The sequence below is a fragment of the Pseudoduganella sp. UC29_71 genome, from assembly GCF_042693265.1.
Lineage (GTDB): Bacteria > Pseudomonadota > Gammaproteobacteria > Burkholderiales > Burkholderiaceae_D > Rugamonas.
The window spans coordinates 2,238,544-2,265,505 of the sequence record NZ_CP170549.1; the positions used below are offsets into that span (position 1 = coordinate 2,238,544).

General features: G+C 67.3%; 18 protein-coding genes. 13 read left to right on the forward strand and 5 right to left on the reverse strand.

The window, feature by feature from the left end; genetic code table 11:
- Positions 1-67 precede the first annotated feature (67 nt).
- Positions 68-439: an MmcQ/YjbR family DNA-binding protein gene (locus ACFJI2_RS09795; RefSeq protein WP_377704824.1), complete on the forward strand. Its 372-nt coding sequence runs from the start codon at positions 68-70 to the stop codon at positions 437-439.
- A gap of 245 nt (positions 440-684) precedes the next feature.
- Here the strand turns inward: ACFJI2_RS09795 and ACFJI2_RS09800 are convergent, their stop codons facing one another.
- Positions 685-1,785, reverse strand: coding sequence for a LacI family DNA-binding transcriptional regulator (locus ACFJI2_RS09800; protein ID WP_377704825.1), 1,101 nt, complete (start codon positions 1,783-1,785; stop codon positions 685-687).
- A gap of 200 nt (positions 1,786-1,985) precedes the next feature.
- Between ACFJI2_RS09800 and ACFJI2_RS09805 the strand changes: the two genes are divergently transcribed.
- The 3 genes from ACFJI2_RS09805 (at position 1,986) to ACFJI2_RS09815 (ending at position 5,413) form a co-directional block, all read left to right on the forward strand.
- Positions 1,986-3,242: an Hsp70 family protein gene (locus tag ACFJI2_RS09805; protein WP_377704826.1), complete on the forward strand. Its 1,257-nt coding sequence runs from the start codon at positions 1,986-1,988 to the stop codon at positions 3,240-3,242.
- The gene (locus ACFJI2_RS09810) at positions 3,242-3,877 is read left to right on the forward strand and encodes a PolC-type DNA polymerase III (RefSeq protein ID WP_377704827.1); all 636 of its coding nucleotides are present in this window, start codon (positions 3,242-3,244) and stop codon (positions 3,875-3,877) included. Before ACFJI2_RS09805 ends, ACFJI2_RS09810 begins: the two co-directional genes overlap by 1 nt.
- A 141-nt stretch (positions 3,878-4,018) precedes the next feature.
- Positions 4,019-5,413 (forward strand): tetratricopeptide repeat protein, encoded by a 1,395-nt coding sequence (locus ACFJI2_RS09815; RefSeq protein WP_377704828.1) that lies wholly within the window; start codon positions 4,019-4,021, stop codon positions 5,411-5,413.
- A 32-nt stretch (positions 5,414-5,445) separates the two neighbouring features.
- On the opposite strand, the gene ACFJI2_RS09820 is transcribed toward ACFJI2_RS09815, so the two are convergent.
- Positions 5,446-7,281 carry a GGDEF domain-containing protein gene (locus tag ACFJI2_RS09820; protein ID WP_377704829.1) on the reverse strand — a complete coding sequence of 612 codons (1,836 nt, stop codon included), beginning with the start codon at positions 7,279-7,281 and terminating at the stop codon, positions 5,446-5,448.
- A gap of 80 nt (positions 7,282-7,361) precedes the next feature.
- Between ACFJI2_RS09820 and ACFJI2_RS09825 the strand changes: the two genes are divergently transcribed.
- The 4 genes from ACFJI2_RS09825 (at position 7,362) to ACFJI2_RS09840 (ending at position 15,291) form a co-directional block, all read left to right on the forward strand.
- Positions 7,362-7,991, forward strand: a complete 630-nt coding sequence (locus ACFJI2_RS09825; protein ID WP_377704830.1) for a methylamine utilization protein — start codon at positions 7,362-7,364, stop codon at positions 7,989-7,991.
- A gap of 9 nt (positions 7,992-8,000) precedes the next feature.
- Positions 8,001-10,427, forward strand: coding sequence for a putative bifunctional diguanylate cyclase/phosphodiesterase (locus ACFJI2_RS09830; protein WP_377704831.1), 2,427 nt, complete (start codon positions 8,001-8,003; stop codon positions 10,425-10,427).
- 91 nt (positions 10,428-10,518) lie between these two features.
- Positions 10,519-12,696, forward strand: coding sequence for a prolyl oligopeptidase family protein (locus ACFJI2_RS09835; protein ID WP_377704832.1), 2,178 nt, complete (start codon positions 10,519-10,521; stop codon positions 12,694-12,696).
- A 120-nt stretch (positions 12,697-12,816) separates the two neighbouring features.
- The gene (locus ACFJI2_RS09840; protein WP_377704833.1) at positions 12,817-15,291 is read left to right on the forward strand and encodes a zinc-dependent metalloprotease; all 2,475 of its coding nucleotides are present in this window, start codon (positions 12,817-12,819) and stop codon (positions 15,289-15,291) included.
- Between the two features lie 52 nt (positions 15,292-15,343).
- Here ACFJI2_RS09840 and ACFJI2_RS09845 read toward each other — a convergent pair whose 3' ends face one another.
- Complete coding sequence (locus tag ACFJI2_RS09845) at positions 15,344-15,898, reverse strand: DUF5625 family protein (protein ID WP_377704834.1); 555 nt, start codon at positions 15,896-15,898, stop codon at positions 15,344-15,346.
- A 254-nt stretch (positions 15,899-16,152) separates the two neighbouring features.
- On the opposite strand from ACFJI2_RS09845, the gene ACFJI2_RS09850 reads away from it, so the two are divergent.
- Both ACFJI2_RS09850 and ACFJI2_RS09855 read left to right on the forward strand, forming a co-directional pair.
- Positions 16,153-17,355, forward strand: coding sequence for an ammonium transporter (locus tag ACFJI2_RS09850; RefSeq protein ID WP_377704835.1), 1,203 nt, complete (start codon positions 16,153-16,155; stop codon positions 17,353-17,355).
- A 562-nt stretch (positions 17,356-17,917) separates the two neighbouring features.
- A complete protein-coding gene (locus ACFJI2_RS09855; protein WP_377704836.1) occupies positions 17,918-18,082 on the forward strand; it encodes a diguanylate cyclase domain-containing protein in 165 nt (54 codons plus the stop codon).
- Positions 18,083-18,103: 21 nt separating this feature from the next.
- On the opposite strand, the gene ACFJI2_RS09860 is transcribed toward ACFJI2_RS09855, so the two are convergent.
- Entirely contained in the window at positions 18,104-18,679 is a 576-nt protein-coding gene (locus tag ACFJI2_RS09860; protein ID WP_107869135.1) for an XRE family transcriptional regulator, read from the reverse strand.
- 165 nt (positions 18,680-18,844) lie between these two features.
- Here ACFJI2_RS09860 and kbl point away from each other — a divergent pair, with 165 nt between their 5' ends.
- Genes kbl through ACFJI2_RS09875 form a run of 3 tightly spaced genes read left to right on the forward strand, consistent with a single transcriptional unit; the run spans position 18,845 to position 22,450 of the window.
- A complete protein-coding gene (gene kbl / locus ACFJI2_RS09865; RefSeq protein ID WP_107869134.1) occupies positions 18,845-20,050 on the forward strand; it encodes a glycine C-acetyltransferase in 1,206 nt (401 codons plus the stop codon).
- A 22-nt stretch (positions 20,051-20,072) separates the two neighbouring features.
- Entirely contained in the window at positions 20,073-21,035 is a 963-nt protein-coding gene (locus tag ACFJI2_RS09870; RefSeq protein ID WP_377704837.1) for an NAD-dependent epimerase/dehydratase family protein, read from the forward strand.
- Between the two features lie 35 nt (positions 21,036-21,070).
- The gene (locus ACFJI2_RS09875; RefSeq protein ID WP_377704838.1) at positions 21,071-22,450 is read left to right on the forward strand and encodes an L-serine ammonia-lyase; all 1,380 of its coding nucleotides are present in this window, start codon (positions 21,071-21,073) and stop codon (positions 22,448-22,450) included.
- An 86-nt stretch (positions 22,451-22,536) separates the two neighbouring features.
- Here ACFJI2_RS09875 and ACFJI2_RS09880 read toward each other — a convergent pair whose 3' ends face one another.
- On the reverse strand, positions 22,537-26,931 hold the full coding sequence (locus ACFJI2_RS09880; RefSeq protein ID WP_377704839.1) for a DEAD/DEAH box helicase: 4,395 nt from the start codon (positions 26,929-26,931) through the stop codon (positions 22,537-22,539).
- Between the last annotated feature and the right edge of the window lie 31 nt (positions 26,932-26,962).

The window sequence follows — 26,962 nt, forward strand, 5'->3', positions numbered from 1 at the left end:
AGCCTAAGCTGCCTTGCTGTCACAACAGAACCCGCCTCGCGCGGGTTTTGTTTTATGGTGCCCAACGATGAAAACAGAACAGCTCAAATCCCACTGCGCCAGCTTCCCTGGCGCCACGGCCACGCTGCATGGCGAGCCCAGCAACATTCTCGTCTACAAAGTCGGCGACAAGACCTTCGCCTATTTCAAGACGAGCGAGCCGGAACGCTGGCGCTTCAGCTTCCGCGCCTCGCCCGACCGTTTCCTGGAACTGACCGGCGTCCGCGGCGTCAAGCCGGCGCGGTACATGGGGCGCTTCCACTGGGTCACCATTGTCAACGTCCAGCAGTTCCCGCAAGACTACCTGACGGAGCTGGTGCAATGGTCTTACGATAAAGCCCTCTCCGCCCTCAGCAAGCCCAAGCGCCTCGCCGCGCTGGGGCGTCCGCAGCGTGACTAGCCGCCCGGAGTGCCTGCATGAGTGAGGACGCCGTGGCACGCCAGCAGCATGGCCAGCAGGAGCAGAAGCGTCCTGCCCCGGGTCGGCTTCCACGCGCCAGTGCCAATGGCAGGGCGCAAGGCGGGCGGCCGGGCGGTTAGCCAGTTGATGTGGCCGGGGCGCTAGGGCTTGGGTTTGCCAAGCGGGTGGGTCTTCCGCTGGGCCATGGCTTCCTCGTATGATCGCTGCTCATCCACGTGCTGGCCTCAGGCGGCGAGGGAGACGGTGGCGGGCGCGGGAGCGGTGAGGCGGGCGGTGGCGCCTTCGATGAACTGGGGCGCGAACATGCGCTTTTCGGCGGCGCCGCCGGGGCTGTCGATCAGGTTTTGCAGCAACTCGGCCGCCGCTGCGGCCATCTGCTGCATGGGATGGCGCAGCGTGGTGAGGTTGTAGCTGAGCCAGTTCGAGGCTTCGACCGCGTCGAATCCGGCCACCGAGAGCTGCGAGGGCACGTCCAGCCCCAGCTCGTGGCGCGCGCAATCGAGGCAGCCGATGGCCATCACGTCGGTGCCGCAGATCACGGCGTCCGGCACGCGGCCGTTGCCGCGCGCGATGATTTCGCGCAGGCCCAGCTTGCCGCTGGCGTAGTCGAAATTGCCCCGCACCACCAGCGGCTCGGGCAAGCCCAGTTCCGCCAGCCGCTCGCAGGCGCCGCGGCGCCGCTCGCTGGCCACGGCATTGTCCTGCGCACCGTCGATGATGCCGAACGTGCGGTGCCCGGCGTCGGCCAGCCGCGAGGCCAGCGCGCGCCCGGCTGCGTACTGGTCGCAGGCTACCGTGTTGGCGGACTGCCCGCGCAGGTTGCGGTTGAAGACCACCAGCGGCACGCGCCGGCGTTCAAACTCGGCCACTTGCGTGTCGCTCAGCGTGGCGGCCGCGATCACGCCGTCCACCTGGTATTGCCACACGTCGTTCATGACCGCGTCCAGGTCGCTTTCGCGCTGCAGCGTGAACAGCAGCACGCGCTTGCCGCGCCGGGTCACTTGCTTGCTCAGTTCGGAGAGCGCCTCGGGATAATACAGATTGGCGGCGTTGGAAATGATCACCGCCACCATATTGCTGCGCCGTGTGATCAGGCTGCGCGCCGCCGCGTTGGGGATGTATTCCAGGCCTTCGGCCGCCTTCATCACCCGCGCGTAGGTATCCTTGGATACGCTGGCGCCTGGCTTGAAGCAGCGCGACACGGCCGACTGCGACACGCCGGCGACCAGCGCGACGTCATAGGAGGTGACGCGGCGGTTTGCACGCTGGATAGCCGCTTTGTGCTCGGCAAGACTAGGGGCTGGCGCGTCTTTTATCGTTCTCATCGTCTCTTAGGGCCAACCATCGCATGATTATAATTCTTGCTTGAGGATATCTTACGATCTTACTTCATGGCAATAGTTTGCAATATTTTGACCGGCAAGTGTCGCTATTTGAGCGCAGAGTGATTGCTGGCGCGGTCCCGTAGCCGGACCCTGCGGTTTCTGGTAGACTACCGCCCCTTTAGAGTGACTGGAAGAGAGACATGGCCATTGCTTGCGGAGTCGATTTTGGCACGTCCAATTCCACGGTTGGCTGGGTGCGTCCCGGCCATGCCACCATGCTGGCCCTCGAGGACGGCAAGACTACCTTGCCTTCGGTGGTGTTCTACAACGCCGAAGACGAGGAAGTGACTTTCGGCCGCGCCGCGCTGGGCGAGTACCTGGCCGGCTATGAAGGCCGCCTGATGCGCTCGCTGAAAAGCCTGCTGGGCACCAGCCTGATTGACGGCCAGACCGAAGTGGGCGGGCGCGCGCTGCCGTTCCGCATGCTGCTGGCCAACTTCATCGGTGAAGTCAAGAAGCGCGCCGAGCAGGCCTCCGGCCGCCAGTTCACCTCGGCCGTGTTCGGCCGCCCCGTCTATTTCATCGACGACAACGCCGCCAACGACCAGCTGGCCGAGGACACCCTGGCCGAGATTGCCCGCTCGGTAGGCTTCAAGGATATCGCCTTCCAGTTCGAGCCCATCGCCGCCGCCTTTGACTACGAGTCGCAGATTGACCGCGAAGAGCTGGTGCTGATTGCCGACATCGGCGGCGGCACCTCCGACTTCTCGCTGGTGCGCCTGTCGCCCGAGCGCGCCAAAAAGGCCGAGCGGCGCGAAGACATCCTGGCCACTGGCGGCGTGCATATCGGCGGCACGGACTTCGATAAATACCTGAGCCTGTCCGCCGTGATGCCGCTGCTGGGCTACGGCACGCAGCTGAACAACAACAGCGAAGTGCCGTCGAGCTACTTCTTCAACCTGGCCACCTGGCACACCATCAACCTGGCCTACACCAAGAAGATGTGGAGCCAGCTGTCCGAGCTGGTGCGCGACGCGCGCGAGCAGGATAAGCTGGGCCGGCTGCAGCGGCTGATTGACGAACGCGCCGGCCACTGGCTGGCGATGAAGGTGGAAGAGGGCAAGATCGCCCTGTCCGGCGCCGAGCACGTGGCGCTGGAGCTGGACCGCCTGTCGCCGGCCGTCACGCTGGACCTGACGCGCAGCGGTTTCGACAGCGCCATCGGCCACCTGGTCGGCTCGGTCGAGCAGACCGTGCAGAAGATGCTGGCGGACGCCGGCGTCAAGCCGGAGCAGGTCGACACGGTGTTCTTCACCGGCGGCTCCAGCGGCGTGCTGTCGTTGCGCGAGCGCATCGGCGCGGTGCTGCCGGCGGCGCGCAAGGTCGAGGGCGACCTGTTCGGCAGCATCGGCGCCGGCCTGGCGCTGGACGCGGTGCGCAAGTTCGGGAGCGCGTGATGGCGGTGTACAGCAAGCCCATCGTGATGATCGACTTCGAGACCACCGGCCTGTCGCCCGACATGGGCGACCGCATCACCGAAGTGGCGGCGCTGCGCATCGAGGACGGCCGCATCACCGAGCGCTACGTGTCGCTGATTAACTGCGGCGTGCGCATCCCGTCCTTCATCACCGGGCTGACCGGCATCACGCAGCAGATGGTCGATACGGCGCCGCCGGTGAGCGAGGTGGTGCCCGCGCTGCTGGACTTCATCGGCGCCGACGCGCTGGCCGCGCACAACGCCAGCTTCGACGAAAAATTCCTGCGCGCGGAAAGTGCCCGCCTGGGCCTGGCGCCGGCGCACCAGGGCACGGTGTGCTCGCTGAAGCTGTCGCGCCGCGTGTTTCCGGCGCTGGGCAGCTATAAGCTGGGCCAGCTGTCCGGCCAGCTCGGCATCCGCTTCAAGAGCGCGGCCCACCGGGCCGAGTCGGACGCGGAAGTGGCGGTGCAGGTGCTGCTGCATATCGCCCGCCACCTGGGCGACACCTACGGCATGGCGCAGGTGGCGCCTGAGCTGCTGCTGTCGGTAAACAAGCTGGCGGCGGCCAAGGTGCATGCCTACCTGCTCAAGCAGGGCGCCGCAGCCGGCAACTGAAGGCTGTCCCGCAGCGAAGGCTGGGCTGGGAAAAGTTAATATTTCCACATGGCTATCAATTCGCAACCACGATTGAGCGGGATCAAACGCGTGTCCGCCTGACTGACTAAGCTTGAGGCACACGCGACGCAAAGGGCCATCATGGACCACCGCCACTCCACAGCCGACAGCTCAGTCTTCAACTGGTACCGGGATGCGGCTGCGCGCGGCAATCCCTACGCGCAGTTCAACCTGGCGCTGCTGTACAAGAAGGGCCAGGGCGTGCGGCGCGATGAGGAAAGGGCTTTCGTCTGGATGCGCCTGGCCGCCTTGCAGGGCCTTGCTTTTGCGCAAAACCACGTGGGGGCCATGTATTACAACGGCCGCGGCACGCCTTGCCGCGACGCCGAGGCAGCGTTCTGGTTCCGCTGCGCCGCCGAACAGGGCGAAGCGTCGGCCCAGCAAAATCTGGGGCAGATGTACCGCAAGGGGCGCGGCGTGCCGCGCTGCGAGGAAACCGCGCTGGCGTGGTTCAGCCGTGCCGCCGAGCAGGGCGTGGCGAGCGCGCAGGCGCTGGCCGGCGAAGCGTACCTGCTGGGCCTGGGCACGCGCCGCAGCGAGCCGCTGGCCCTGGCCTGGCTGCGCAAGGCCGCCCTGCAGGGGGATGCCGGCGCCCAGCTCAATCTCGGGCTGATGCACCGGCGCGGGCAGGGCGTGCCCGCCAGCGACGCGGCCGCGCTGGCCTGGTTTCGCCAGGCCGCCGCGCAAGGCCATCCTGCGGCGCAGCGCCAGGTCGGCGTGGCCTACGCCGAAGGGCGCGGCGTGGCGCCCGACCAGCGCCGCGCCTATTGCTGGCTGGCGCGCGCCGCAGCCCAGGACGACGTGGATGCGCAATTCAACCTCGGCGTGCTGCTGGCCAACGGGTTCGGCGTGGACCGCGACGAGCCCGAAGCCTTCATCTGGTACCGCCGCGCGGCCGAGTCCGGCCACGCGCTGGCGCAATACAACCTGGGCGCGATGTATGCGCAGGGACGCGGCGTGGAAGCGGACCCGGCGCGCGCACTGGAGTGGTATTGCCAGGCCGCCGAACAGGGCGTGGCGAACGCGCAGTTCAACGCGGCGGTCATGTACGCAAACGGGCAGGGCGTGGAACGCGACGACGCGCGCGCCGTGGCGTGGTACCAGGCGGCGGCGGAGCAGGGCGACGCCAGCGCCCTGAACAACCTGGGGGTGATGTACGCCAACGGCCAGGGCGTGGCGCGCAGCGACGCCGACGCCTTGGCCTGTTACCGGCGCGCCGCCGAGCAGGGCCACGCGCTGGCGCAGTACAACCTGGGCGGCATGTACAACGCCGGGCGCGGCGTGGCGCGCGACCCGGTGCTGGCATTCATGTGGATCTCGCTGTCCGCCGCCAGCGGCAACGCCAGCGCGGCCGCGCTGCGCGAACAGATGCTGGCCCTGCTGACGCCGGCGCAGGTGGCGAAAGCGCAGGCGATGGCCGCGCTGTTCCAGCCCGACGCTGCCGGGCGGGCGGACCGCACGGCGGCCGGCGCGTAGCCGGGCCGCGCCGGCCGCAGGCGCGCAGGCGCTCAGGCAGTCTGGCGGCGGTCCACGAACAGGCTGTTGCCGTGGATTTTCTTGGCCTGCTTCTTCGCGTCCGAGGCCTGGGTGGCGATCTGGTGGTGCGAGTAGTACTGGTGCGGCTCCACCCGTATCGTGCCAAGCGACAAGCTCATCAAGGAATAGAACACTTTCTTGCCCTGCCTGTCTTCGCTGATGTAGCCGCCCCGGTCGCGGTCCTCCAGGCTGTAGTAGTCCAGCACGCTGGCCTCGAAATCAGCCAGGATGGCGCGGCAGCGCGCTTCCCAGTCCTCGCTCTGGAACAGCAGCATGAAGTCGTCGCCGCCGATGTGGCCGATGAAGTCGCGGTCCGGGTCGCAGTGCGCGCCCAGGATGCGGCCGGTCATCTGGATCACGTCGTCGCCCCGGCGGTAGCCGTACACGTCGTTGAAGGGCTTGAAGTGGTCCAGGTCGCAGTAGCAGACCCAGAACCGCGTGCCGCTCTCGAGCAGGCGGTCGATGTGCTCGTTGATCGGCACATTGCCGGGCAGCTGGGTCAGCGGATTGGCGTAGCGCGCCGCGTGGATCTGCATCTGCGTGATCTCGCGCATCAAGTCGTGGCCGGTGCCCATGCCGACGTAGCGACCGTGCTCGGTGATGATGAAGCCGTTGAACAAATGGTGCGCGGCCGACTCCACCATGCGGTAGGACAGGTCTTGCAGGCTGGTGTCCTTGTCGGCGATCAGCGGCCTGGCGTCCATGAACTGGCGGCAGGACTTCTTGCCGTACAGTTCGCGCTGATAGGGCCGCGCGAAATGGTCGATCATGTCGAAACGGCTGATCAGGCCCAGCGGCGCACCGTCGTCCACCACCGGGATGATCATCAGCTTGGGTTCGGCCATGAATATCTCATACACCTCGTTGTTGCTCAGCGAGGGCGGCACGGCCGCTACCTCGTGCAGTAGCTTGGCGATGGTGGCGGCCTGCTTTTCGCCGCCGCGCTGCGGGTAAACCGCGACGCCGTTGCGGCTGAGCGCCTTGGCCACCTCGGCAGGCAGCGCGCGCGCGGGCGCGCTGTGCGGGCGGCCCAGGTGGTAGCCTTGGCCGTAGGCCACGCCGATGTCGCGCAGCACCAGCAGCTCGGCCTGGGTCTCGATGCCCTCGGCGATCACCAGCGTGTCCGACTTGTCGGCGATCTCCTGGATCGAGCGCACGAATTGCAGCTTCACCGGGTCGTGGTTGATGCCTTGGATAAAGTGCATGTCGATCTTGACGTACTCGGGCCGCAGCTCGGACCACAGGCGCAGGCTAGAGAAGCCTTCGCCCAGGTCGTCGATGGCGATCTGGAAGCCCATGTTGCGATAATGCAGCACCGCCTCGCGCATCAATTCGTAGTCGTAGGTGGGCTGGTTCTCGGTCAGTTCGATGATCACGCGGTCCGGATGGATGCCGATCTGATGAATATATTGCAAGGTCTCGCCGCGCGTGCCGTCGGGCTGCAGCAACAGGCATTCGGGACTGACGTTGAGGAACAGCTTGCCCGGCAGCTTCAATTCGGCGAAGCGCTCCAGCACCACGCGGCGGCACAAATGCTCCACTTCCACCGTGCGGCCGCAGGCGCGCGCCGCCTTGAACAGGTTCATCGGCGAGTGCAGCGGGCTGTCCGACGGTCCCCTGATCAGCCCTTCGTAGGCGACGATTTCCCCGTCCTGCATGCGCGCGATGGGCTGCAGCAGCGCACTCAGCTGTCGCCGTTCGATGATGTCGTTCAATTGCATTCTCAGCAAGGCGTCGTCGTCGGGATCAGGGCGCAGATAGGCCACATTGTTCATGGTAAGCAGGCAAGGATGTATCAAGCCTGCCATGTTAAGCACCGAATATGACATGATGATGAATTCAGGAAACGCTACAATAGGATTTCCACTGTCCGCACTGTGTCCGCCCGATGACGATACTGCTTTTCCGCCTGGCCGCTGCCGCCACCCTGAGCCTGATGGCGGCCGGCGCCGGCGCCTCCGGCGTCGCCGTCCAGGTTGCCGACAGCAGCGGCGCGCCGCTGGCCGACGCCGTGGCGTGGCTGGAACCGGAGGCGGGGCAGGCCCTGCCGAAGCCGGTCAAGCCCGCCGAGATCGAGCAGAAAGGCCTGAAGTTTCTGCCGCTGGTGACCGTGGTGCAGACCGGCAGCCGCATCGAATTCCCCAACAACGACAAGGTGCGCCACCACATCTATTCCTTCTCGCCGGCGCACAAATTCGACCAGAAGCTGTATTCGGGCACCTCGGCCACGCCGCAGATCTTCGACAAGGCCGGCATCGTGGTGCTGGGCTGCAACATCCACGACAAGATGGTGGCCTATGTGCGCGTGGTGGACACGCCGTACTTCGCCAAGACCGGCGCCAACGGCATCGGCCGCGTGGAGGCCCCGGCCGGCAAGTACCTGCTCAAGGTGTGGCACTTCAATATGGCCGGCGGCCAGCTCGCCGAGCAGCCGGTGACGGTCAAGGCCGGCGAGGAGTTCGCCAGCGCCGCCTTCCGCCTCGCCATGAAGCCGCCATCCAGCGGCGACGCGCTGTAGGAGCGGCGCATGCGTTTCCGCTTCCGCAGCCTGGAAAGCCGCATTGTCACGCTGTTCCTGGTGCTCGTCATCGCGGTGCAGGTGGTGGGGCTGCTGCTGATCCAGCGCGGCATCGACAGCAACGCGCGCGCCGCCATCGGCGTGGAACTGAACAACGGCGCCAAGGTGTTCCGCCGCCTGCTGGAGCAGAACGCGCAAAGCCTGCGCTTCGGCGCCCGGCTGCTGGCGCGCGACACCGCCTTCGTGGCCGCCATCGGCAACAACGACGAATCGGACCGCGCCACCATCGAGTCGGCGCTGGCCAACAGCGGCCGCCGCATCAAGGCCACGGCCTCCATGCTGGTGTCGGCCGAACGCAAGATCACGGCCACCACCAGCGAGGCGCAGTCGGCCGGCCTGGAGAAGCTGGTGATGGGCATGCTGGACCAGGCCGAGGCCTCGGATGGCGCCAACGGCATCGCCGTGGTGGACCGCTATCCCTACCAGGTGGTGGTGATGCCGGTGAAGGCGCCCATCGTGATCGGCTACATCGTGATGACCTTCCCGATCGACGGCCAGCTGGCCGCCGAGATGCAGAGCGTGAGCGGCCTGCACACCTCCATCCTCACGCGCGACCGCCAGGGCGGGCTGCTGCCGGTGGCGTCCACTTTCGGCGTGCCCGTCATGTCCGGCCTGCTGCGCCGGATGCAAGCGCTGCCCAGCCAGCAGGAGGCGCCGTTCGAGGCCGAGGTGCAGGACGCGCGCTACAGCGTGCTCCAGTTGCTGGTCGGCGAGGACGCCGGCCAGGCCGTCAGCGTGCTGCTGGCGCGCTCCATCGACGAGGCGATTGCGGAGTATGCGCGGCTGGAACGCTGGCTGCTCGGGCTGACCATCGCCGGCATCATCATTTCGGCGGCCGTCAGCGTGTTTACCGCCAAGCGCATCGCCCAGCCGCTGACCCTGCTGGCCGACACCGCCAAGCGCCTCGAGCGCGGCGACTACAAGGGCCAGATCGAATCGAGCCGCGAGGACGAAATCGGCGCGCTGGCGCAGGCCTTCGACAGCATGCGCGACGGCATCGCCAAGCGCGAGCAGGAGATCCGCCGCCTGGCGTACTGGGACACGCTGACCGGCCTGCCCAACCGCGCGCAGTTCGTGCTGCACCTGAACGACTCCATCGCCGAGGCGCGCAAGCGCGACGCCTCGGTGTTCGTGCTGATGATGGACCTGGACCGCTTCAAGCACGTCAACGACGTGATGGGCCACAGCTTCGGCGACGCGCTGCTGCGCCAGGTGGCGGGGCGCCTGCAGCTGCAACTGGCCAACCGCCGCAACACCTCGGCGCAGGTGGCGCGGCTGGGCGGCGACGAGTTCGTGGTGCTGCTGCCGGACACCAGCCTGGAACAGGCGCAGCTGATCGCGCACGAAGTCCTGGCCGCGCTGGAAACGCCGCTGTCGCTGGACGACCAGATGGTGGACATCGGCGCCGGCCTGGGCATCGCCGGCTATCCGCTGCACGGCGACGGCGCCGAGCAGATCCTCAGCATGGCCGAAGTGGCCATGTACAGCGCCAAGCAGCGCAACGACGGCGCGGTGGTGTACGACGCCAGTTTCGACAAGGGCAGCGAGCAAAGCCTGTCGCTGCTGACGGAGCTGCGCAACGCGGTCGAGCGCAACGAATTCCGCCTGTTCGTGCAGCCCAAGATCATGCTGGGCACCGGCCAGGCTGTCGGCGCCGAGGCGCTGGTGCGTCGGGCGCACCCGGAACGCGGCAACGTGTTCCCCGACCAGTTCATCCCCTTCGCCGAGCAGACCGGCTTTATCCGCGTGCTCACGCGCTGGGTGATGGAACAGTCGGCCATCCTGTGCCGCCAGCTGGCCGGGCAGGGCATCGCGCTCAAGATCTCGGTCAACCTGTCCACGCGCGACCTGATGGACCAGGACCTCCCCGTCAAGTTCGCCGACCTGCTGGCGCGCCACGGGCTGGGGCCGGGTGCGTTCTGCCTGGAGATCACCGAGAGCGCCATCATGGACGATCCGGTGCGCGCGCAGAACACGCTGGAGCGGCTGCACGCCATGGGTATGGACTTGTCGATCGACGATTTCGGCACCGGCTATTCCTCGCTGGCCTACTTGAAGCGCCTGCCGGTGGACGAACTGAAGATCGACAAGTCCTTCGTGCTCAATATGGAGAACGACATCGGCGACACCAAGATCGTGCGGTCCACCATCGACCTGGGCCACAACATGGGCTTGCGCGTGGTGGCCGAGGGCATCGAGAGCGAAGCCGTGTGGCGCCTGCTGGCCCGCATGGGCTGCGACCAGGGCCAGGGCTATTTCATGAGCCGCCCCATGCCGGCCGAGCAGCTGGCCGGCTGGCTGGAGCAATGGCGCCCGCCGATCGCGCTGGCCGCCGCGCCCGCCGCACCGGCCTCACCGGCCGCGCTGGCCGAATAAAAAGCGCCGCAGCCGCCTCTGGAACATTTCAAATTTGTCATATTCCAAGCTATGATCGGTTTCCCTTTCAACCCGGACGAGACCGATCCTTATGCAATTACGACGTGCTTCCCTGATCTTCGCGCTGGCCGCAGCGTTTAGCGGCGCCGCGCTGGCGCAAACCTGCCCCGGCAACGGTACGGCTGTCAGCTACCCGCTCAGCAAGAAGGTCGACCAGCAGGACAACTACCACGGCACCATGGTGGCCGATCCGTACCGCTGGCTGGAAGACGCCAACAGCGCCGAGACCAAGGAATGGGTGGATGCGCAGAACAAGCTGACGCAAAGCTACCTGGGCCAGATCCCCGCGCGCGAAGCCATCAAGGCGCGCCTGACCAAGCTGTGGAACTTCGAGCGCTACGGCGTGCCGTACAAGGAAGGCGGCCGCTACTTCTACAGCCGCAACGACGGCCTGCAGAACCAGTCCGTGCTCTACACCATGAAGACGCTGGGCGACACGCCGCGCGTGCTGCTGGACCCGAACACCTTGTCCACCGACGGCACCGTGGCGCTGGCCGGCGCCGCCGTCAGCCCGGACGGCAAGCTGCTGGCCTACAGCACCGCCGCTTCCGGCTCCGACTGGAACGAGATCAAGGTGCGCACCATCGAGAGCGGCAAGGACACCGAAGACCACATCAAGTGGGTGAAGTTCTCCAGCACCGCGTGGAACCACGACGGTTCCGGCTTCTACTACAGCCGCTACGACGAGCCGACCGAAGCGACCAGGCTGGCCGGCGTGAACTACTTCCAGAAGCTGTACTTCCACAAGATCGGCACGCCGCAGAGCGCCGACGTGCTGGTGTACGACCGTCCCGACCAGAAGGAATGGGGCTTCGGCGCCGAAGTGACCGACGACGGCCGCTACCTGATCATCAACGGCAGCCACGGCACCGAGCGCAAGAACCGCGTGTTCGTGAAAGACCTGGGCAAGAAGGATTCCAAGGTGGTCGGCCTGCTGGAGCAGTTCGACGCGGCCTACGACTTCATCGCCAACGAAGGCCCGGTGTTCTACTTCCGCACCGACAAGAACGCGCCGAAGTCGCGCATCATCGCCATCGACATCCGCAAGCCTGCGCCGGACCAGTGGAAAGAGCTGGTGCCGGAGGCGGCCGAGACGCTCACGTCGGCCAACATCATCAACAGGCAGCTGGTGCTGAACTACCTGACCGACGCGCACAGCGCCGTGAAGATCTTCGACCTGAAGGGCAAGCCGGTGCGCACGCTGGAGCTGCCGGGCATCGGCTCGGCCAGCGGCTTCAATGGCAAGGCCAAGGACACCGAAACCTTCTACGCCTACACCAGCTTCACCACGCCGGCCACCATCTACCGCTACGACATGAAGAGCGGCAAGAGCAGCGTGTACCGCCAGCCCAAAGTGGACTTCGATCCGGCCGCGTACGAAACGCGCCAGCAGTTCTTCACCAGCCGCGACGGCACCAAGGTGCCGATGTTCATCGTGGCGAAGAAGGGCATCAAGCTCGATGGCAGCAATCCGACCTATCTGTACGGCTACGGCGGCTTCAACGCCTCGATGACGCCGTCGTTCTCGGTGGCCAACCTGGCCTGGCTGGAGATGGGCGGCGTGTACGTGATGGCCAACCTGCGCGGCGGCGGCGAGTACGGCGAAGCCTGGCACAAGGCCGGCACCAAGCTGCAGAAGCAGAACGTGTTCGACGACTTTATCGGCGCGGCCGAATGGCTGGTGGCCAACAAGGTCACGTCGCCGGCCAAGCTGTCGATCGGCGGCGGCAGCAACGGCGGCCTGCTGGTGGGCGCGGCGATGACGCAGCGTCCCGACCTGTTCGCGGCGGCCATTCCCGCCGTGGGCGTGATGGACATGCTGCGCTTCCAGAAGTTCACCATCGGCTGGGCATGGACCTCGGACTACGGTTCGTCGGACAATCCGGAAGAGTTCAAGGCGCTGGTCAAGTACTCGCCGCTGCACAACCTGAAGCCGGGCAGCTGCTACCCGGCCACCATGGTCACGACCGCCGACCATGACGACCGCGTGGTGCCGGCGCACAGCTTCAAGTTCGCCGCCGCGGCGCAAGCCGCGCAAGCGGGCGCCAATCCTATCCTGATCCGCATCGACACCAAGGCCGGCCACGGCGCAGGCAAGCCGACCGCGAAGCAGATCGAGGAAGTGGCCGACCGCTGGGGCTTCCTGAGCCGCGCGCTGCACATGGACCTGCCGGCGGCAGCCGCCCCCATGGCTGGCGGCAGCCAATAAGAGCCTGGCGTAGGGCGGGTTGCAACCCGCCTTGCGTGCCGGCCCGCAGCTTCCACTCCACACGCGCCCTCCGGGGCGCGTTTTACCATCCAACGCCAAGCCAACGACAAGCCCACGCCCATGACCAAGCCCGCCTCCTTGCTCGCACTCCTGCTGCTCACCGCCGTTCCGGTCTTCGCCGCCGACGCGCCGAAAACGCTGTCCGACCACACCAGGGGCTTGCAGGCGCAGCCCGGCTTCATCGACCTCTGGCGCGACGCCGACAAGGGCAGGGTGCTGCTGTCCGTGTCCACGCTGGACCAGCCCTTCCTGCTGGTCAGCTCCCTGCCATACGCCCTGGGCTCGAACGATGTGGGCCTGGACCGTGGCCAGCCCGGCGAAGTGAAGATGGTGCGCTTCCAGAAGCACGGCAGCCGCCTGTTCCTGGTGCAGGACAACACCCGCTTCGTGGCCAACTCGCGCGACGCCGACGAGCGCGCCGCCGTGGCTGAGTCCTTTGCGGGCGCCGTGCTGTGGGCGGGCGACATCCTCGCCAGCGACGGCGGCAAGCACCTGGTGGACTTCTCCGGCTTCCTGCTGGCCGACCAGCACGGCGTGGCCAGCCGCATCGCCGGCGCGAAGCAGGGCGCCTACAGCGTGGACGCGAAGCGCAGCGCAGTGCTGCCCGAGCTGGCCAAGAGTTTCCCGGACAACACCGAACTGGAAGCGCTGCTGACTTTCCAGGGGCCGGGCCAGGGCGACTTCGTCAAGCAGGTCGCGGCCGATCCGGCCAGCCTGTCCATGCGCCAGCACATCAGCCTGGTGCGCCTGCCGGACACCAGCCCCGCCAACGGCGGCAACGCCGCGCGCTACCAGCCGCGCGCCTACCACCCCGCCTCGGGCGGCTTCGACACCGGCTACTACGACTTCGCCACGCCGCTGGCCAAGAGCCTGGACGTGCGTTGGCAGGTGCGCCACCGCCTTGAAAAATCCGATCCGGCAGCCGTGGCAGCGGGCACGCCGAGCCCGGTGAAAAAGCCCATTGTCTACTACGTGGACCGTGGCGCGCCCGAGCCGGTGCGCAGCGCCTTGCTGGATGGTGCACGCTGGTGGGCCAGCGCCTTCGAAAAGGCCGGCTTCAAGGACGCCTACCGCGTCGAGCTGCTGCCCGAAGGCGCCGACGCGATGGACGTTCGCTACAACGTTATCACCTGGACCCACCGCGCCACGCGCGGCTGGTCCTACGGCAATGCACTGGCAGATCCGCGCACCGGCGAAATCATCCGGGGCGCCGTCAACCTCGGCTCGCAGCGCGTGCGGCAGGACATCCTGATCGCCGAAAGCCTGCTCGCGCCCTACGGCAAGAACGCCGGCGCTGACAAGCAAAAGCTGGCCGAAGCCATGGCGCTGGCCCGGCTGCGCCAGTTGTCCGCGCACGAAGTGGGCCACACGCTGGGCTTCGCCCATAACTTCTCCGCCAGCCGCCACGGCAACGGCTCGGTGATGGACTACCCGCATCCTGTCCTGAAGATCAATGCCCAGGGCGAGATCGACCTGCAGGATGCTTACGGCGCCGGTGTCGGCCCCTGGGACGATTACATCGTCAAGCACGTCTACGGCCAGTTCCCCGGCGACGAGCAGGCCGCCCTGGCAAAGCTGCGCGCCGACGCGCGCGCCGCCGGCCTCGAGTACACAAGCGACAGCGACGCCCGTTCGCCCGGCTCGGCCCACCCGCAGGGCCTGCTGTGGGACTTCGGCCCGGATTCGATCAAGACCTGGGACAGCCTGACCGCCGTGCGCCGCCGCGCGCTGGAGCAGTTCTCCTTCGACGTGCTGCCCAACGAACGCCAGGCCGGGGAGCTGGAGGCGCGGCTGGTGCCGGTCTACCTGCTGCAGCGCTACCAGGGCGAAGCGCTGGCGCGCCTGCTGGGCGGCGGCGACTTCGAATACACCACCAGCGGCGACGTGAAAGCCGGCCTGGCCAAAGGCGGCGTGCGCATCGTGCCGGCGGCGACGCAGCGCGAGGCGCTGTCCCGCCTGGCCGATACCTTGCGCGCTGAATACCTGGCGCTGCCGGCCTCGGTGCTGGATCAGCTCACGCCGCCGGCGCAAGGCTATGAGCGCAACCGCGAATACTTCCAGAGCGGCATGGACAGTGTGTTCGACGCCTTGTCCGCAGCCGAAGCGGGGGCCGCGCACAGCGCCGGCTTCCTGCTGGACGCGGCGCGGCTGAACCGCCTGGCCTGGCAGCACGCGCGCGACGCGCAGCAGCCCGGCGCGGCGGAAACGGTGAACTTGCTGCTGCAGCGCACCTGGAAGCGCGAGGCCGTGCCCGCGTCGGTGGCAGGCGGCGAGGCGGTGCAGACGGCCGCCAACTGGGTGTTGCTGGACGCCATGCTGAACCTGCTCGATGGCGGCAAGCTGCACCCCGGCGTGCAGGCCGAGCTGCGGGGCGTGGCGGGCGAGTTTGCCGCCTGGCTGGGCAAGCATCCCGGCCAGGGCGCCACGGCCAGCAGCCGCAAGCAGGCCGCCGAGCTGGTGCGCGCCTACCTGGCGGACCCGCGCAGCGTGAAGCTGCGCGCACTGCCGGCCGTGCCGCCGGGCGCGCCGATCTGACGGGCGGCGCTTAGCGGCTTCCGCTTAGCCGCTTCCGCGTCGCCGCCGCCGCTTATTTGCTGCCGCCCGAGACCAGCAGGAAGGAGGTCTTGATGCCGGCTAGCTCCGGCAGTGCTGCGCTGGCGGAGACTTCGGCGCGGTAGTCGCCCGGCGCCAGGTGTACGCGTCCTATCTTGCGCAGCACGGCCTGGTCCGCCCCGCCGTGGGCAAAGCGGCACAGCGAGACGAAGGTCTGGTCGGCCACCACGGCGCCGTCCGGCTGGTGGCGTATCAGCACGCGGATGGGAATGGGGCGGCCCAGCCCTGCGCGCCGCGCCAGCGGTATGTCCTGGTAATCGACGCCGCCCTCGCAGTAGGCGCCATCGTAGTTCGTGCCGGCCACCTCGCCGATGCGCTGCAGGTCCTGCGGCGCCTGCGGCGTGAACTTCAGGTCGAACTGGTAGCTTTTGTCCACCCGTACCGTGAACGCCACCGCCACGGGCGGGGCCGATTCCGCCAATGGCAGCGGCGTGTCCGGTATCAGCGGCGGGAACGCGCACAGGCCGGTAACAAACATCCCCAAGCCGATCAGCGGCTTCTGGCACAGCGAATATGCGATAGGACCCATGGCGCGGTGTTCTGTTGACTAGTTGGCGCCCAGTATGCCGCGTCGGCCGCCTCCCGTCACCAACTGATCGCACGCACCATCGTGGTGCCCTGTTGTGGTGCGCAGGCACCGTTCTGCGGCACGCGGCCCGTCGGCTGAAATCCTGTGAAATCAATCGCTTAGAAAGCCCGGCTGACTTCGCACCAAATTGGTACGAGTTTTGCTTATAGGAACAGTCTTTATTTGATTTTGCATTCTTTTGGGGAGTGGCTGGTATGGCTGGTAACAATTCTGGTGCAGACGCGCTGTTTATCCTGCTTGGCGCCATCATGATTTTGGCGATGCACGCGGGTTTCGCATTCCTGGAGCTGGGCACGGTGCGCAAGAAGAATCAAGTCAACGCGCTGGTGAAAATCCTGGTCGATTTCGCGGTCTCCACCATCGCCTATTTCTTTGTCGGCTACGGCATCGCCTATGGCGTGCATTTTTTCTCCAGCGCCGAGGTGCTGGCGGCGAAGAATGGCTATGAACTGGTGAAGTTCTTTTTCCTGCTGACGTTTGCCGCCGCCATCCCTGCCATCATTTCCGGCGGCATCGCGGAGCGGGCGCGCTTCCATCCGCAGCTGATCGCCACGGCGCTGCTGGTGGGCTTCGTCTATCCCTTCTTTGAAGGCATGGTGTGGAACCAGCGCTTCGGTTTCCAGCAATGGCTGCTGCACAGCTTTGGTGCGGAATTCCATGACTTTGCCGGCTCCGTGGTGGTGCACGCCATGGGCGGCTGGATCGCGCTGCCGGCCGTGCTGCTGCTGGGCGCGCGGCGCGGCCGCTATATGAAGAACGGCGCCATCGCCGCCCATCCGCCATCGTCGATTCCCTTCCTCGCCCTGGGCGCGTGGATACTCACCGTGGGCTGGTTCGGCTTCAACGTGATGAGCGCGCAGGCGCTGGACAAGATGAACGGCCTGGTGGCAGTCAACTCGCTGATGGCCATGGTGGGCGGCACGCTGGTGGCTGTCCTGATGGGCAAGAACGACCCCGGCTTCGCCTACAACGGCCCGCTGGCCGGCCTGGTGGCCGTGTGCGCGGGCTCCGACCTGATGCATCCGCTGGGCGCGCTGGTCACCGGCGGCATTGCCGGCGCCGTGTTCGTGTGGATGTTCACGCTGGCGCAGAACAAGTGGAAGATCGACGACGTGCTGGGCGTGTGGCCGCTGCACGGCCTGTGCGGCGCCTGGGGCGGCATCGCGGCCGGGATTTTCGGGCTGAAGGGGCTGGGCGGCATGGGCGGCGTGTCCTTCGTGTCGCAGCTGGCCGGCACCGCGCTGGGCGTGGCGATTGCCGCCGGCTCCGGGTATGCGATCTACGGCGTGCTCAAAGCCGTCATGGGTTTGCGCCTCGATCCGGAGCAGGAATTCCAGGGCGCCGACCTGTCGGTGCACCGCATCACTTCCACGCCGGAGCGGGAGTCGAACTGGTAGCGGGCCAGTCGCTAGCAAGGCGGCCCGGCACGAGCGCTCCTACCAGGCCCTGATCGGCCTGCTGCGCGACGGCATCGGCAGTGCGGCTGAGCGCGCCGAGTGATGGCGGAAACCATACGGGTGCGGCGCGAGCGCGGCCTGGAGGGGGCGACAGCGATCGTCAATGCCGGCCGCGCAAGTCGCAAATGGAAATCCTGCGCACCCTGATCAAGGAGCAGGTCACCGAGCACGCCGAGCGGCGCACCGAATTGCACGAGACCATCACGGCTGACTCGCGGCGCGGGGCCAACCTGGCCATCGGCGCGGCGGTGGCCAATATCGCCGCCCTATGCACCATGCTGCTGGCCGCACGGCGCGCTGCGCAAGAGCCGCGCCGCCGAGGACGAGGCCCGGCGGTCGGCGCTGGCCCTGCGCAACAACGAGCGCCTGGCCAGCACGGCCGAAATGGTGAATCTGCTCGACCTGGCCGGCCAGGTGGTGCTGGCGCTGGCCAAGATGCAGCTGCGCCTGTCGCTCAAGCGCCAGTCCATCATCGACCCGCTCACCGAGCTAGGACACGGCTGTGGCGCTGGTCCTCGTGGACTTGGGCCACTTCAAGCGCGTCAACGACACCTACGGGCACGACGCGGGCAACCTGCGGCGGCGCTGTACGCCGCGCCCTGGGCAGGATCGGCAGCCGACGGTCTCCGGGTGCGCAGGCGGGGCCGGCAGGGTGTCTGGAGGGTAACGCAGTGTCGGGCCGCGCGGCTTAGCGGTGGATCACCACCAGCAGCGCCTTCGCTTCGGTCTTGCCGGCGTTGCGGATGGCGTGATCGAGGTCGCCGGGATAGCGTGCGGTGCCGCCCAGCTTGACCTTTTTCTTGGTGCCGCCCACCTCCAGTTCCATGGAGCCGTGCAGCACGGTCAGGTGCTCGGTGGTGCCGGGGTCGTGCGCCTGCGACACCAGCTCGCCGCCGGGCGCCAGCGTCAGTTCGTACCACTCATACTTTCCCGCCAGTTCCATCGGTCCCAGGATGCGCATGGTGTAGCCGGCGTGCGCGCCGGGCAGGGTGGGCGTTTCGTGGGCGTCCAGCACCCTTATCGTTTCGACACTTTTTCCCGAATCGTCCAGCAGCTCGCCGATGGCCACGCCCAGGGCGTTGGCCAGGCGCCAGGTGATCGCGATGGTGGGGTTGGCCTTCTCGCGCTCGATCTGCGACAGCATGGATTTGGACACCCCCGCGATGCGCGACAGGTCTTCCAGCGTCAGCCCGCGCGCCAGGCGCAGGCGCTGCAGGGCGGCGCCGACTTCCGGCGGGGCGTTGTTTGTGGCGGCAGCTTTCATGCGTTTTTCATTCTTTTATATGTTGCAAAGTTCAATGGCCTCCGGTACGATTCGATATATTGAACTTGAGTTCGAAATAACGGATTCGACGGGTGCGCTGAAAAAAGTGGAGTAAACTCCGAATTCAGGGACAGCATAACTCAACCACCATACAAGAGGAAGATCATGAGCGAACAAGCGAAAAACGCCTTCTACACCGGCCTGCAGCAAAACCTGGACACCCTGCGCGAACAGGGCCTGTACAAGCCGGAGCGCGTGATCGCTTCCCGCCAGGGTTCCGAAGTGGTGGCGCAGGACGGCCGCACCCTGATTAATATGTGCGCCAACAACTACCTGGGCCTGTCGGGCGAGGAGTGGGTGGCGCAGGCTTCCATCGATGCGACCGAGAAATACGGCTACGGCCTGTCGTCGGTGCGCTTCATCTGCGGCACCCAGACCGTGCACAAGGAACTGGAGCAGGCCATCTCGGCCTTCCTGGGCACCGAGGACACCATCCTGTACGCGGCCGCCTTCGACGCCAACGGCGGCGTGTTCGAGCCGCTGTTCGACGAGAACGACGCCATCATCTCCGACGCGCTGAACCACGCCTCCATCATCGACGGCATCCGCCTGTGCAAGGCCGCGCGCTTCCGCTACGCCCACAACGACATGGCCGACCTGGAAAAGCAGCTGCAGGACGCGGCCGGCAAGCGCAACAAGATCATCGTCACCGACGGCGTGTTCTCGATGGACGGCACCATCGCCCAGCTGGACAAGATCGTGGCGCTGGCCGAGCAGTACGGCGCGCTGGTGATGATAGACGAGTGCCATGCCTCCGGCTTCATGGGCAAGACCGGCCGCGGCACGCACGAGCACCACAATGTGCTGGGCAAGATCGACATCATCACCGGCACCCTGGGCAAGGCGCTCGGCGGCGCCATGGGCGGGTTCACGTCCGGCCGCAAGGAAGTGATCGACACGCTGCGCCAGAAGTCGCGCCCTTACCTGTTCTCCAACACACTGGCGCCATCGATCGCCGGCGCGTCGCTGGAAGTGCTCAAGCGCCTGTCCGCCTCCACCGAGCTGCGCGACCGCCTGCACGAAAACACTGCCTACTTCCGCAAGGAGATCGAGCGCATCGGCTTCACCATCAAGCCGGGCACGCACCCGGTGGTGCCGGTGATGCTGTTCGACGCCCCGGTGGCGCAGAAGTTTGCTGCACGAATGTATGAGCTGGGCGTTTTGCTCAGCGGCTTCTTCTACCCGGTAGTACCGATGGGCCAGGCCCGCGTCCGTGTGCAGCTCTCCGCCGCCCACACCCGCGCCCAGCTGGACACGGTACTGGCAGCATTCGAGCAGGCGGGCCGTGAATTGGGCCTGCTGAAGAACTAAATCAGAGAACAGAAAGAACAGCATGGAACGTATTTTAGTTATTGGCGCCAACGGCCAGATCGGCAGTGAATTGGTGGACGCGCTGGCGCAAAAACATGGCGCCCAAAACGTCATCGCCACCGACATCGGCGCCAAGAATGTCTACAACGCAGCGCGCTACCAGGTGCTGAACGTATTGGACAAGGAAGCACTGGAGACCCTGGTCGCTTCCGAAAACATCACCCAGGTTTACCAGCTGGCGGCCATGCTGTCCGCCACCGGCGAAGCGGCGCCGCTGAAAGCCTGGACCCTGAACATGGACGGCTTGCTCAACATCCTGGAAGTGGCGCGCGTGCGCGGCGAACAGGGCAAGCCGCTGCGCGTGTTCTGGCCTTCGTCCATCGCCGCCTTCGGTCCGAACACGCCGTCGCACGACACGCCGCAGCTGACCATCATGGACCCGACCACGATCTACGGCATCAGCAAGCTGGCTGGCGAGCGCCTGTGCGAGTACTACTTCTTGAAATACGGCGTGGACGTGCGCAGCATCCGCTACCCGGGCATCATCAGCTACAAGTCGCCTCCGGGCGGCGGCACCACCGACTACGCCATCGCGATCTTCCACGCGGCGCTGCGCGGCGAGACCTACGAGTGCTTCCTCGGCCCGCAGACCACGCTGCCGATGATCTACATGCCCGACGCCATCCGCGCAACGGTGGAATTGATGGAAGCGCCGGCCTCACAAATCAAGGTCCGTTCCTCTTATAATGTGGCGGGCGTGTCGTTCAATCCCGCGCAACTGGCAGAGGCCATCACGCGCTCCGTGCCGGGTTTCAGGATCGAATACAAGCCGGACAGCCGCCAGGCGATTGCAGATACCTGGCCACACAGTCTGGACGACTGCCACGCGACCGCCGACTGGGGCTGGAGAGCCAAGGTCGGCACCGAAGAGATGGTCAAGGACATGCTGGCGAACATCGACGTCAGCCTGGGCCAGGCCGCCTGAATAGCTACCCGCTAACTACTATAAAGAGACATCCAATGGACATGAGCGTTTTCGACCTGTTTAAAATCGGCATCGGGCCATCCAGTTCCCACACCGTGGGGCCTATGGTGGCGGCGCGCCGGTTCCTGGTCGAAGCCGGTCCGCTGGATGATGTGGTGGCGGTGGAGGCGGCCCTGTATGGCTCGCTGGCGCTGACCGGCATTGGCCACGCCACCGACAAGGCGGTGATCCTGGGCCTGATGGGCGAAACGCCGCAGCACGTCGATCCCACGCAAGTGGACGCCATGCTGGCGGCGGCCGAACAGAAGCAGGAACTGAAGCTGCTGGGCACCCATGCGGTGCCGTTTACCCGCGCGGCCCATCTGCTGTTCCACAAAAGCGAAACCCTGCCCGAACACCCGAACGGCATGCGCTTCACGCTGAAGCGCGCCGACGGCAGCACGTTGAGCAAGGTCTATTACTCGGTCGGCGGCGGCTTTATCCGCGAAGAAGGCGAGACCGGCGGCATCGACGGCCGTCCTGCCGTGGAGCTGCCATATCCGTTCGATACCATGGCCCAGCTGCTGGAGCATGGCAAGCGCACCGGCCTGACCATCCCGCAAATGCTGCGCGCCAATGAGCTGATGCGCGTCTCGGAAGATGAGCTGAACGCGGGCGTGGACCGCATCTGGCATGTGATGCGCGACTGTATTGCGCATGGCCTGGAAACTGCGGGCCAGCTGCCGGGCGGCCTGAATGTGAAGCGCCGCGCCGCCGGGCTGTGGCTGCAGGCGAAGGGCGGCGAGCTGGCCAACGCGCTGCCGCATGACGCGCTGCACCAGGTGAGCCTGTATGCCATGGCGGTCAACGAGGAGAACGCCGCCGGCGGCCGCGTGGTGACGGCGCCGACCAACGGCGCGGCGGGCATTATCCCGGCCGTGCTGCGCTATTACGCGGAAGACTGCCATCCGAGCGATCCGGTGAAAGGCGTGCGCGAGTTCCTGCTGACGGCGGCGGCCATCGGCATGCTGTGCAAGCGCAACGCGTCCATTTCCGGCGCGGAAATCGGCTGCCAGGGCGAAGTCGGCGTGGCCTGCGCCATGGCGGCGGCGGGGCTGGTCGCGGCGCTCGGCGGCAGCAATCTGCAGATCGAGAATGCGGCTGAAATCGGCATCGAACACCACCTCGGCATGACCTGCGACCCGATCGGCGGGCTGGTGCAGATTCCCTGCATCGAGCGCAACGGCATGGGCGCGGTGAAGGCCATCACCGCCGCCTCCCTGGCGCTGAAAGGCGACGGCACCCACTTCGTCAGCCTGGACGAAGTAATCGAAACCATGCGCCAGACCGGCGCGGACATGCAGGTCAAATACAAGGAAACCTCCTTGGGCGGCCTCGCGATCCACGTCGTTACCGTCAACCACGCTGCCTGCTGACAGGCTGGGCGGTGGCCCCAATTTTGGCAGCGGGCGTCCGCACTGCGCGATAGCGGCAGGTTTTGACGTCCGCGCATGCGCGCCCGCTATGCCCTACCTATCAGCCGCGCGTGCAACAGTTCCCGCTGTGCGCCCGGTGGCGACAGGTATTCGATCTTGCCTGCCACGATAGTGGCGACCGGCAGGCCTTCGCGGAACAGGATGCGGTTGCCTGGCACGGCAGGCACTTTGTCGCCGGGGAGCAGCGTGCCGCACAAGTTGAGCGGGTCCACGCCGGAGATGCATACCAGGCTGTCCGTCTTCTCGCGTCGCCGAACCTCACGCAGCAGCGGGATGGCTTCGGGCAGTGCGAACTGCTCGCCGGAGTAGCCTGCCACGAAGCGCCCGCCACGGATCTCGCCGCGCGCCTCCAGCCGGTGATACACCGGGAGCAGCTCGCGCCAGGACGGCAGCCAGGACGCCTCGCGCTCCAGCAACCGCCAGAACATCACGCCGTAGCGCCGCAACAGGGTCATGGCGACGTATTCCAGCGTCTCGGGTGGCAGGCGCGGCTTGCGGGAAGGCTTGCCCGGCGCCGGCGCGGTTGCAGGCGCGGACGGGGGCGTATCGCGCCTGACCAGCGCCCAGCGGCCCGCTTCCTCCATCGTCGGTCCAGCGCTGCGGCGGCGCCGCTTGTCGTTGCTGGCGCGCTTGGATGCGGGCAGCAGCATGGCGCGCATGCCGGCGAAGCTGTCGGCGTTCACCAGGCCGACGGAGACCAGTTCCCCGAGCGCGTTTTCAAGTTCCACCGGCAGCATGCGCGCGTCGTGCTGCAATTCGTCCATGAACAGGGCGCCGTGGCGCTGCAGCAGTTCCAGCACGCTGGCCGCGCGCGACGAGACCTCCGGCGGTTCGCCGGCCGCGCTCAAGCCGTGCCACAACGCGGCCTGGCGGCGCGGCAGCAGCACGATGGGTGTACTGCGCACCGGCCCGCCCGCCGCTGAACGGGGCGCGCCGACACGGGTCCACACGGTCTTGCCCGCGCGGCACAGGTCGTCCAGCCAGAGGATGGAATAGTCGCGCATGCGCAGCGCCAGCAGGTCGCTTTCCCAGGCGCCGGCTGCCGCTTCGTAGCCTTCCAGCTGCGCCAGCACCTGCGGCATCGCTTCCTGGCCTTGCAGCCGCGTGTCCTCGGTGAGGTGCTGCCAGTCGAACAGGAAGCGCATGAAATCCTGCTGCTCCACGGGTTCGATTTCGCGCCGCAGCCGCTTGATGGTATAGCGGTGGATACGCGCGAGCAGGTGGCGCTCGCACCATTCTTCGACCGCCACGCCGGGCGTGAAATGGCCGCGCATGACGTAGCCTTCGCTTTCCAGCTGCGCCAGCGCGATGGCGACGGTGCCCTCGGGCAGGGCTAGCGGCCGCGCGATGGCGGCCAACGGCTGCGGGCCAAAGCCGGTGAGGCGGGCGCGCAGCAGCTCTGTCAACGCGGCGTCGCGGGTCCAGTCATCGGGGCCGTTACCGCGATGGCTGTCGGGGATGTCCAGCGCGGGCGAGGCCGAGGCGTCGGGGTAGGCGGCCTGCAAGCAGTCCAGGCGCTCCAACGCGACCCAGAGGTCGGCGTGGCCTTGCGGGACGGCACCAGCACCAGCACCGGCACCAGCACCGGCGCCGCGCAGGCGAGTGGCGCGGCCCTGCCTTGCCAGCGCTGCGAGCCACTCCGGCCAGCCCGGCTGCCGCTGCGCTTCCTCGTCGGTGATGCAGGCCAGCGCCACCAGCGCTTCCTGCACCTCGTCCTCGTTGCGGGCATTCGGCCAGGCTTCCTCGGCCACGCTGGCGATGGCGTCCGCGTCCAGCGCGCCCAGGTCGCCGGCGCTGGCGGGATCGGTCCAGCGGCGGTTGATGACGGCCTGCGTGCGGCGCTCTTCCAGCGGCGCGTCGTCGAGGAAAGCGTACGGCCGCGCATTGAGGATTTCCATCGCCAGCGGCGAGGGCGCCGGCAGGTCGCGCGAAATCAGCTGCACGTCGCCCGCTTCCATGCGGCGCAGCAGCGCCAGCCAGCCTTCGCTGTCCATGGCTTCATGCAGGCAGTCGTCCAGCGTCTGGTCCACCAGCGGATGGCTGGGCAGCTCGCGTTCGCCGACGATGTTCTCCAGGCACGCGGCCTGGTCGGGGAACACCGACGCCAGCAGATCGTCGCTCTTCATGCGCTGCAGTTGCGGCGCCACCTTGCGTCCGCCCGTGAAACGGGGCAGGGCCAGTGCCGTGGTGGCATTCCAGCGCCAGCGCACGTTGAACAGCGGCGCGTCCAGCAGGGCTTGCACCAGGATGTGCTCCGCGCTGTTCGCGCGCAGGTAGCGCCACACTTCGTCCAGCGGGAAGCTGTGGCTGGTCGACAGCGACAGGATGATGGCGTCTTCTGTGGCGGCGGCCTGCAGTTCGAAGTTGAAGGTGCGGCAGAAGCGCTTGCGCAGCGCCAGGCCCCAGGCGCGGTTGATGCGGCTGCCGAACGGCGCATGGATTACCAGCTGCATGCCGCCGGATTCGTCGAAGAATCGCTCCATCACCAGCGTGTCCTGCGTCGGCAGCGCGCCCAGCGCGGCGCGCGCCACCGCCAGATAGTCGACGATCTGGCGCGCCGCCGCGTCGCTCATGCCGAGATGCTCTTCCAGCCAAGCCACCGCACGCTCCAGCCCTGCTGCGCCGTCGCCTTGGCCGGCCAGCTGGCGCCCGATTTCCTCGCGCAGCCGCGCCACGCCGGCGGACAGCTCGTCGCTGCGTCCGGGCGCCTCGCCCAGCCAGAACGGAATGTTGGGCGCCGCGCCGTGCGCGTCCTCCACCCGCACCTTGCCCGCCTCGACCTTGATGATGCGGTAGGACGTGTTCCCAAGCTGGAAAACATCCCCTGCCAGGCTCTCGACCGCGAAGTCCTCGTTGACGGTGCCGACCGATTGGCCCTGCGGCTCCAGCAGCACCGTGTAGTCCGCATTGTCCGGTATCGTGCCGCCCGAGGTCACTGCGGCCAGCTTGCCGCCGCGCCGCCCGCGCAGCGAGCGCGCGGCCGCGTCGCGGTGCAGGTAGGAGCCGCGCACGCCGTTGCGCGTGGTGTAGCCTTCTGCCAGCATGCGCAGCACGTCGTCATAGCGCGCGCGCTCCAGCCGCTCGTACGGCTGGGCGCTGCGCACCAGCTCGAACAGCTCGTCCTCGCCCCATTCCCGGCATGCCACTTCGGCCACGATCTGCTGCGCCAGCACGTCCAGCGGCGCTTGCGGGATGCGCAGCATGTCCAGCTCGCCGCGCCGCACGCAATCCAGCAGCGCGGCGCATTCGATCAGGTCATCGCGCGAGGTGGGGAACAGCCGCCCCTTGGGCATGCCGCCCACGTGGTGGCCCGAGCGGCCCACGCGCTGCAGCAGCGCGGCGATGTTGCGCGGCGAGCCCACCTGGCACACCAGGTCCACGTCGCCGATGTCGATACCCAGCTCCAGCGACGCGGTGGCAATCAGCACCTGCAGCTCGCCCTTCTTCAGCCGCTGCTCGGCCGCCAGGCGGTATTCCTTGGCCAGGCTGCCGTGGTGCGCCGCCACGTGCCCGGCGCCCAGCCTGTCGCCCAGGTGGCGCGCGATGCGTTCGGACAGGCGGCGCGTGTTGACGAAAATGAGCGTGGTCCGGTGCAGCACCACCAGCTCCGCCATGCGGTCGTAGACCCGCTCCCACACCTCGTTCGGCATCACCGCTTCCAGCGGCACCGGCGGCAGCTCCAGTGCCAGGTCGCGCGCGCGCACGTGGCCCACGTCCACCACGGCGCATTCGTGCGCGCCGCCGCCACCCACCAGGAAGTCCGCCACGGTCGACAAGGGCTTCTGCGTGGCCGACAGGCCCACCCGCACCGGGCGCCGCCCGCACAGCGCGTCCAGCCGCTCCAGGCTGAGCGCCAGGTGGCTGCCGCGCTTGCTGCCCGCCACCGCGTGGATTTCGTCCACGATGACCGTGCGCACGGTGGCCAGCATGGCGCGCCCGCTGTCCGAACCCAGCAGCACGTACAGCGACTCGGGCGTGGTGACGAGGATGTGCGGCGCCCGCCGGCGCATGGCGTTGCGCTCGGCCGTGGTGGTGTCGCCGGTGCGCACGGCGGCACGGATGCCGTGCGGCGGCAGTCCCATGGCCGCCAGCTGCGCACCGATGCCCTCCAGCGGCGCTTCCAGGTTCAGGCGGATGTCGTTGGACAGCGCCTTCAGCGGCGAGACGTACAGCACCTGGGTTGCATCCGGCAGCGGACCCGCGCCGCTTTCCCGCACCAGCGCGTCGATGGCGGCCAGGAAGGCGGTGAGGGTTTTGCCGGAACCGGTCGGCGCGGCCACCAGGGTCGGGCGGCCGGACTGGATCTGCGGCCAGGCGCGCAGCTGCGCCTCGGTGGCGGCCGGGAAGGTGGCGTGGAACCACGCCGCGACGGCGGGATGAAAGTCGCCGGCAAGGCTGGTCAGGGGCGCGCGCTTGTTCATGGCAGGTCAGGTTGGGGCGCCGCCGTGGATG

Excerpts from the sequence above, each read along its gene's own strand:
- ACFJI2_RS09795 (WP_377704824.1), top strand. The coding sequence starts at position 68 with ATGAAAACAGAACAGCTCAAATCCCACTGCGCCAGCTTCCCTGGCGCC.
- ACFJI2_RS09800 (WP_377704825.1), bottom strand. The coding sequence starts at position 1,785 with ATGAGAACGATAAAAGACGCGCCAGCCCCTAGTCTTGCCGAGCACAAA.
- ACFJI2_RS09805 (WP_377704826.1), top strand. The coding sequence starts at position 1,986 with ATGGCCATTGCTTGCGGAGTCGATTTTGGCACGTCCAATTCCACGGTT.
- ACFJI2_RS09810 (WP_377704827.1), top strand. The coding sequence starts at position 3,242 with ATGGCGGTGTACAGCAAGCCCATCGTGATGATCGACTTCGAGACCACC.
- ACFJI2_RS09815 (WP_377704828.1), top strand. The coding sequence starts at position 4,019 with ATGGACCACCGCCACTCCACAGCCGACAGCTCAGTCTTCAACTGGTAC.
- ACFJI2_RS09820 (WP_377704829.1), bottom strand. The coding sequence starts at position 7,281 with ATGGCAGGCTTGATACATCCTTGCCTGCTTACCATGAACAATGTGGCC.
- ACFJI2_RS09825 (WP_377704830.1), top strand. The coding sequence starts at position 7,362 with ATGACGATACTGCTTTTCCGCCTGGCCGCTGCCGCCACCCTGAGCCTG.
- ACFJI2_RS09830 (WP_377704831.1), top strand. The coding sequence starts at position 8,001 with ATGCGTTTCCGCTTCCGCAGCCTGGAAAGCCGCATTGTCACGCTGTTC.
- ACFJI2_RS09835 (WP_377704832.1), top strand. The coding sequence starts at position 10,519 with ATGCAATTACGACGTGCTTCCCTGATCTTCGCGCTGGCCGCAGCGTTT.
- ACFJI2_RS09840 (WP_377704833.1), top strand. The coding sequence starts at position 12,817 with ATGACCAAGCCCGCCTCCTTGCTCGCACTCCTGCTGCTCACCGCCGTT.
- ACFJI2_RS09845 (WP_377704834.1), bottom strand. The coding sequence starts at position 15,898 with ATGGGTCCTATCGCATATTCGCTGTGCCAGAAGCCGCTGATCGGCTTG.
- ACFJI2_RS09850 (WP_377704835.1), top strand. The coding sequence starts at position 16,153 with ATGGCTGGTAACAATTCTGGTGCAGACGCGCTGTTTATCCTGCTTGGC.
- ACFJI2_RS09860 (WP_107869135.1), bottom strand. The coding sequence starts at position 18,679 with ATGAAAGCTGCCGCCACAAACAACGCCCCGCCGGAAGTCGGCGCCGCC.
- kbl (WP_107869134.1), top strand. The coding sequence starts at position 18,845 with ATGAGCGAACAAGCGAAAAACGCCTTCTACACCGGCCTGCAGCAAAAC.
- ACFJI2_RS09870 (WP_377704837.1), top strand. The coding sequence starts at position 20,073 with ATGGAACGTATTTTAGTTATTGGCGCCAACGGCCAGATCGGCAGTGAA.
- ACFJI2_RS09875 (WP_377704838.1), top strand. The coding sequence starts at position 21,071 with ATGGACATGAGCGTTTTCGACCTGTTTAAAATCGGCATCGGGCCATCC.
- ACFJI2_RS09880 (WP_377704839.1), bottom strand. The coding sequence starts at position 26,931 with ATGAACAAGCGCGCGCCCCTGACCAGCCTTGCCGGCGACTTTCATCCC.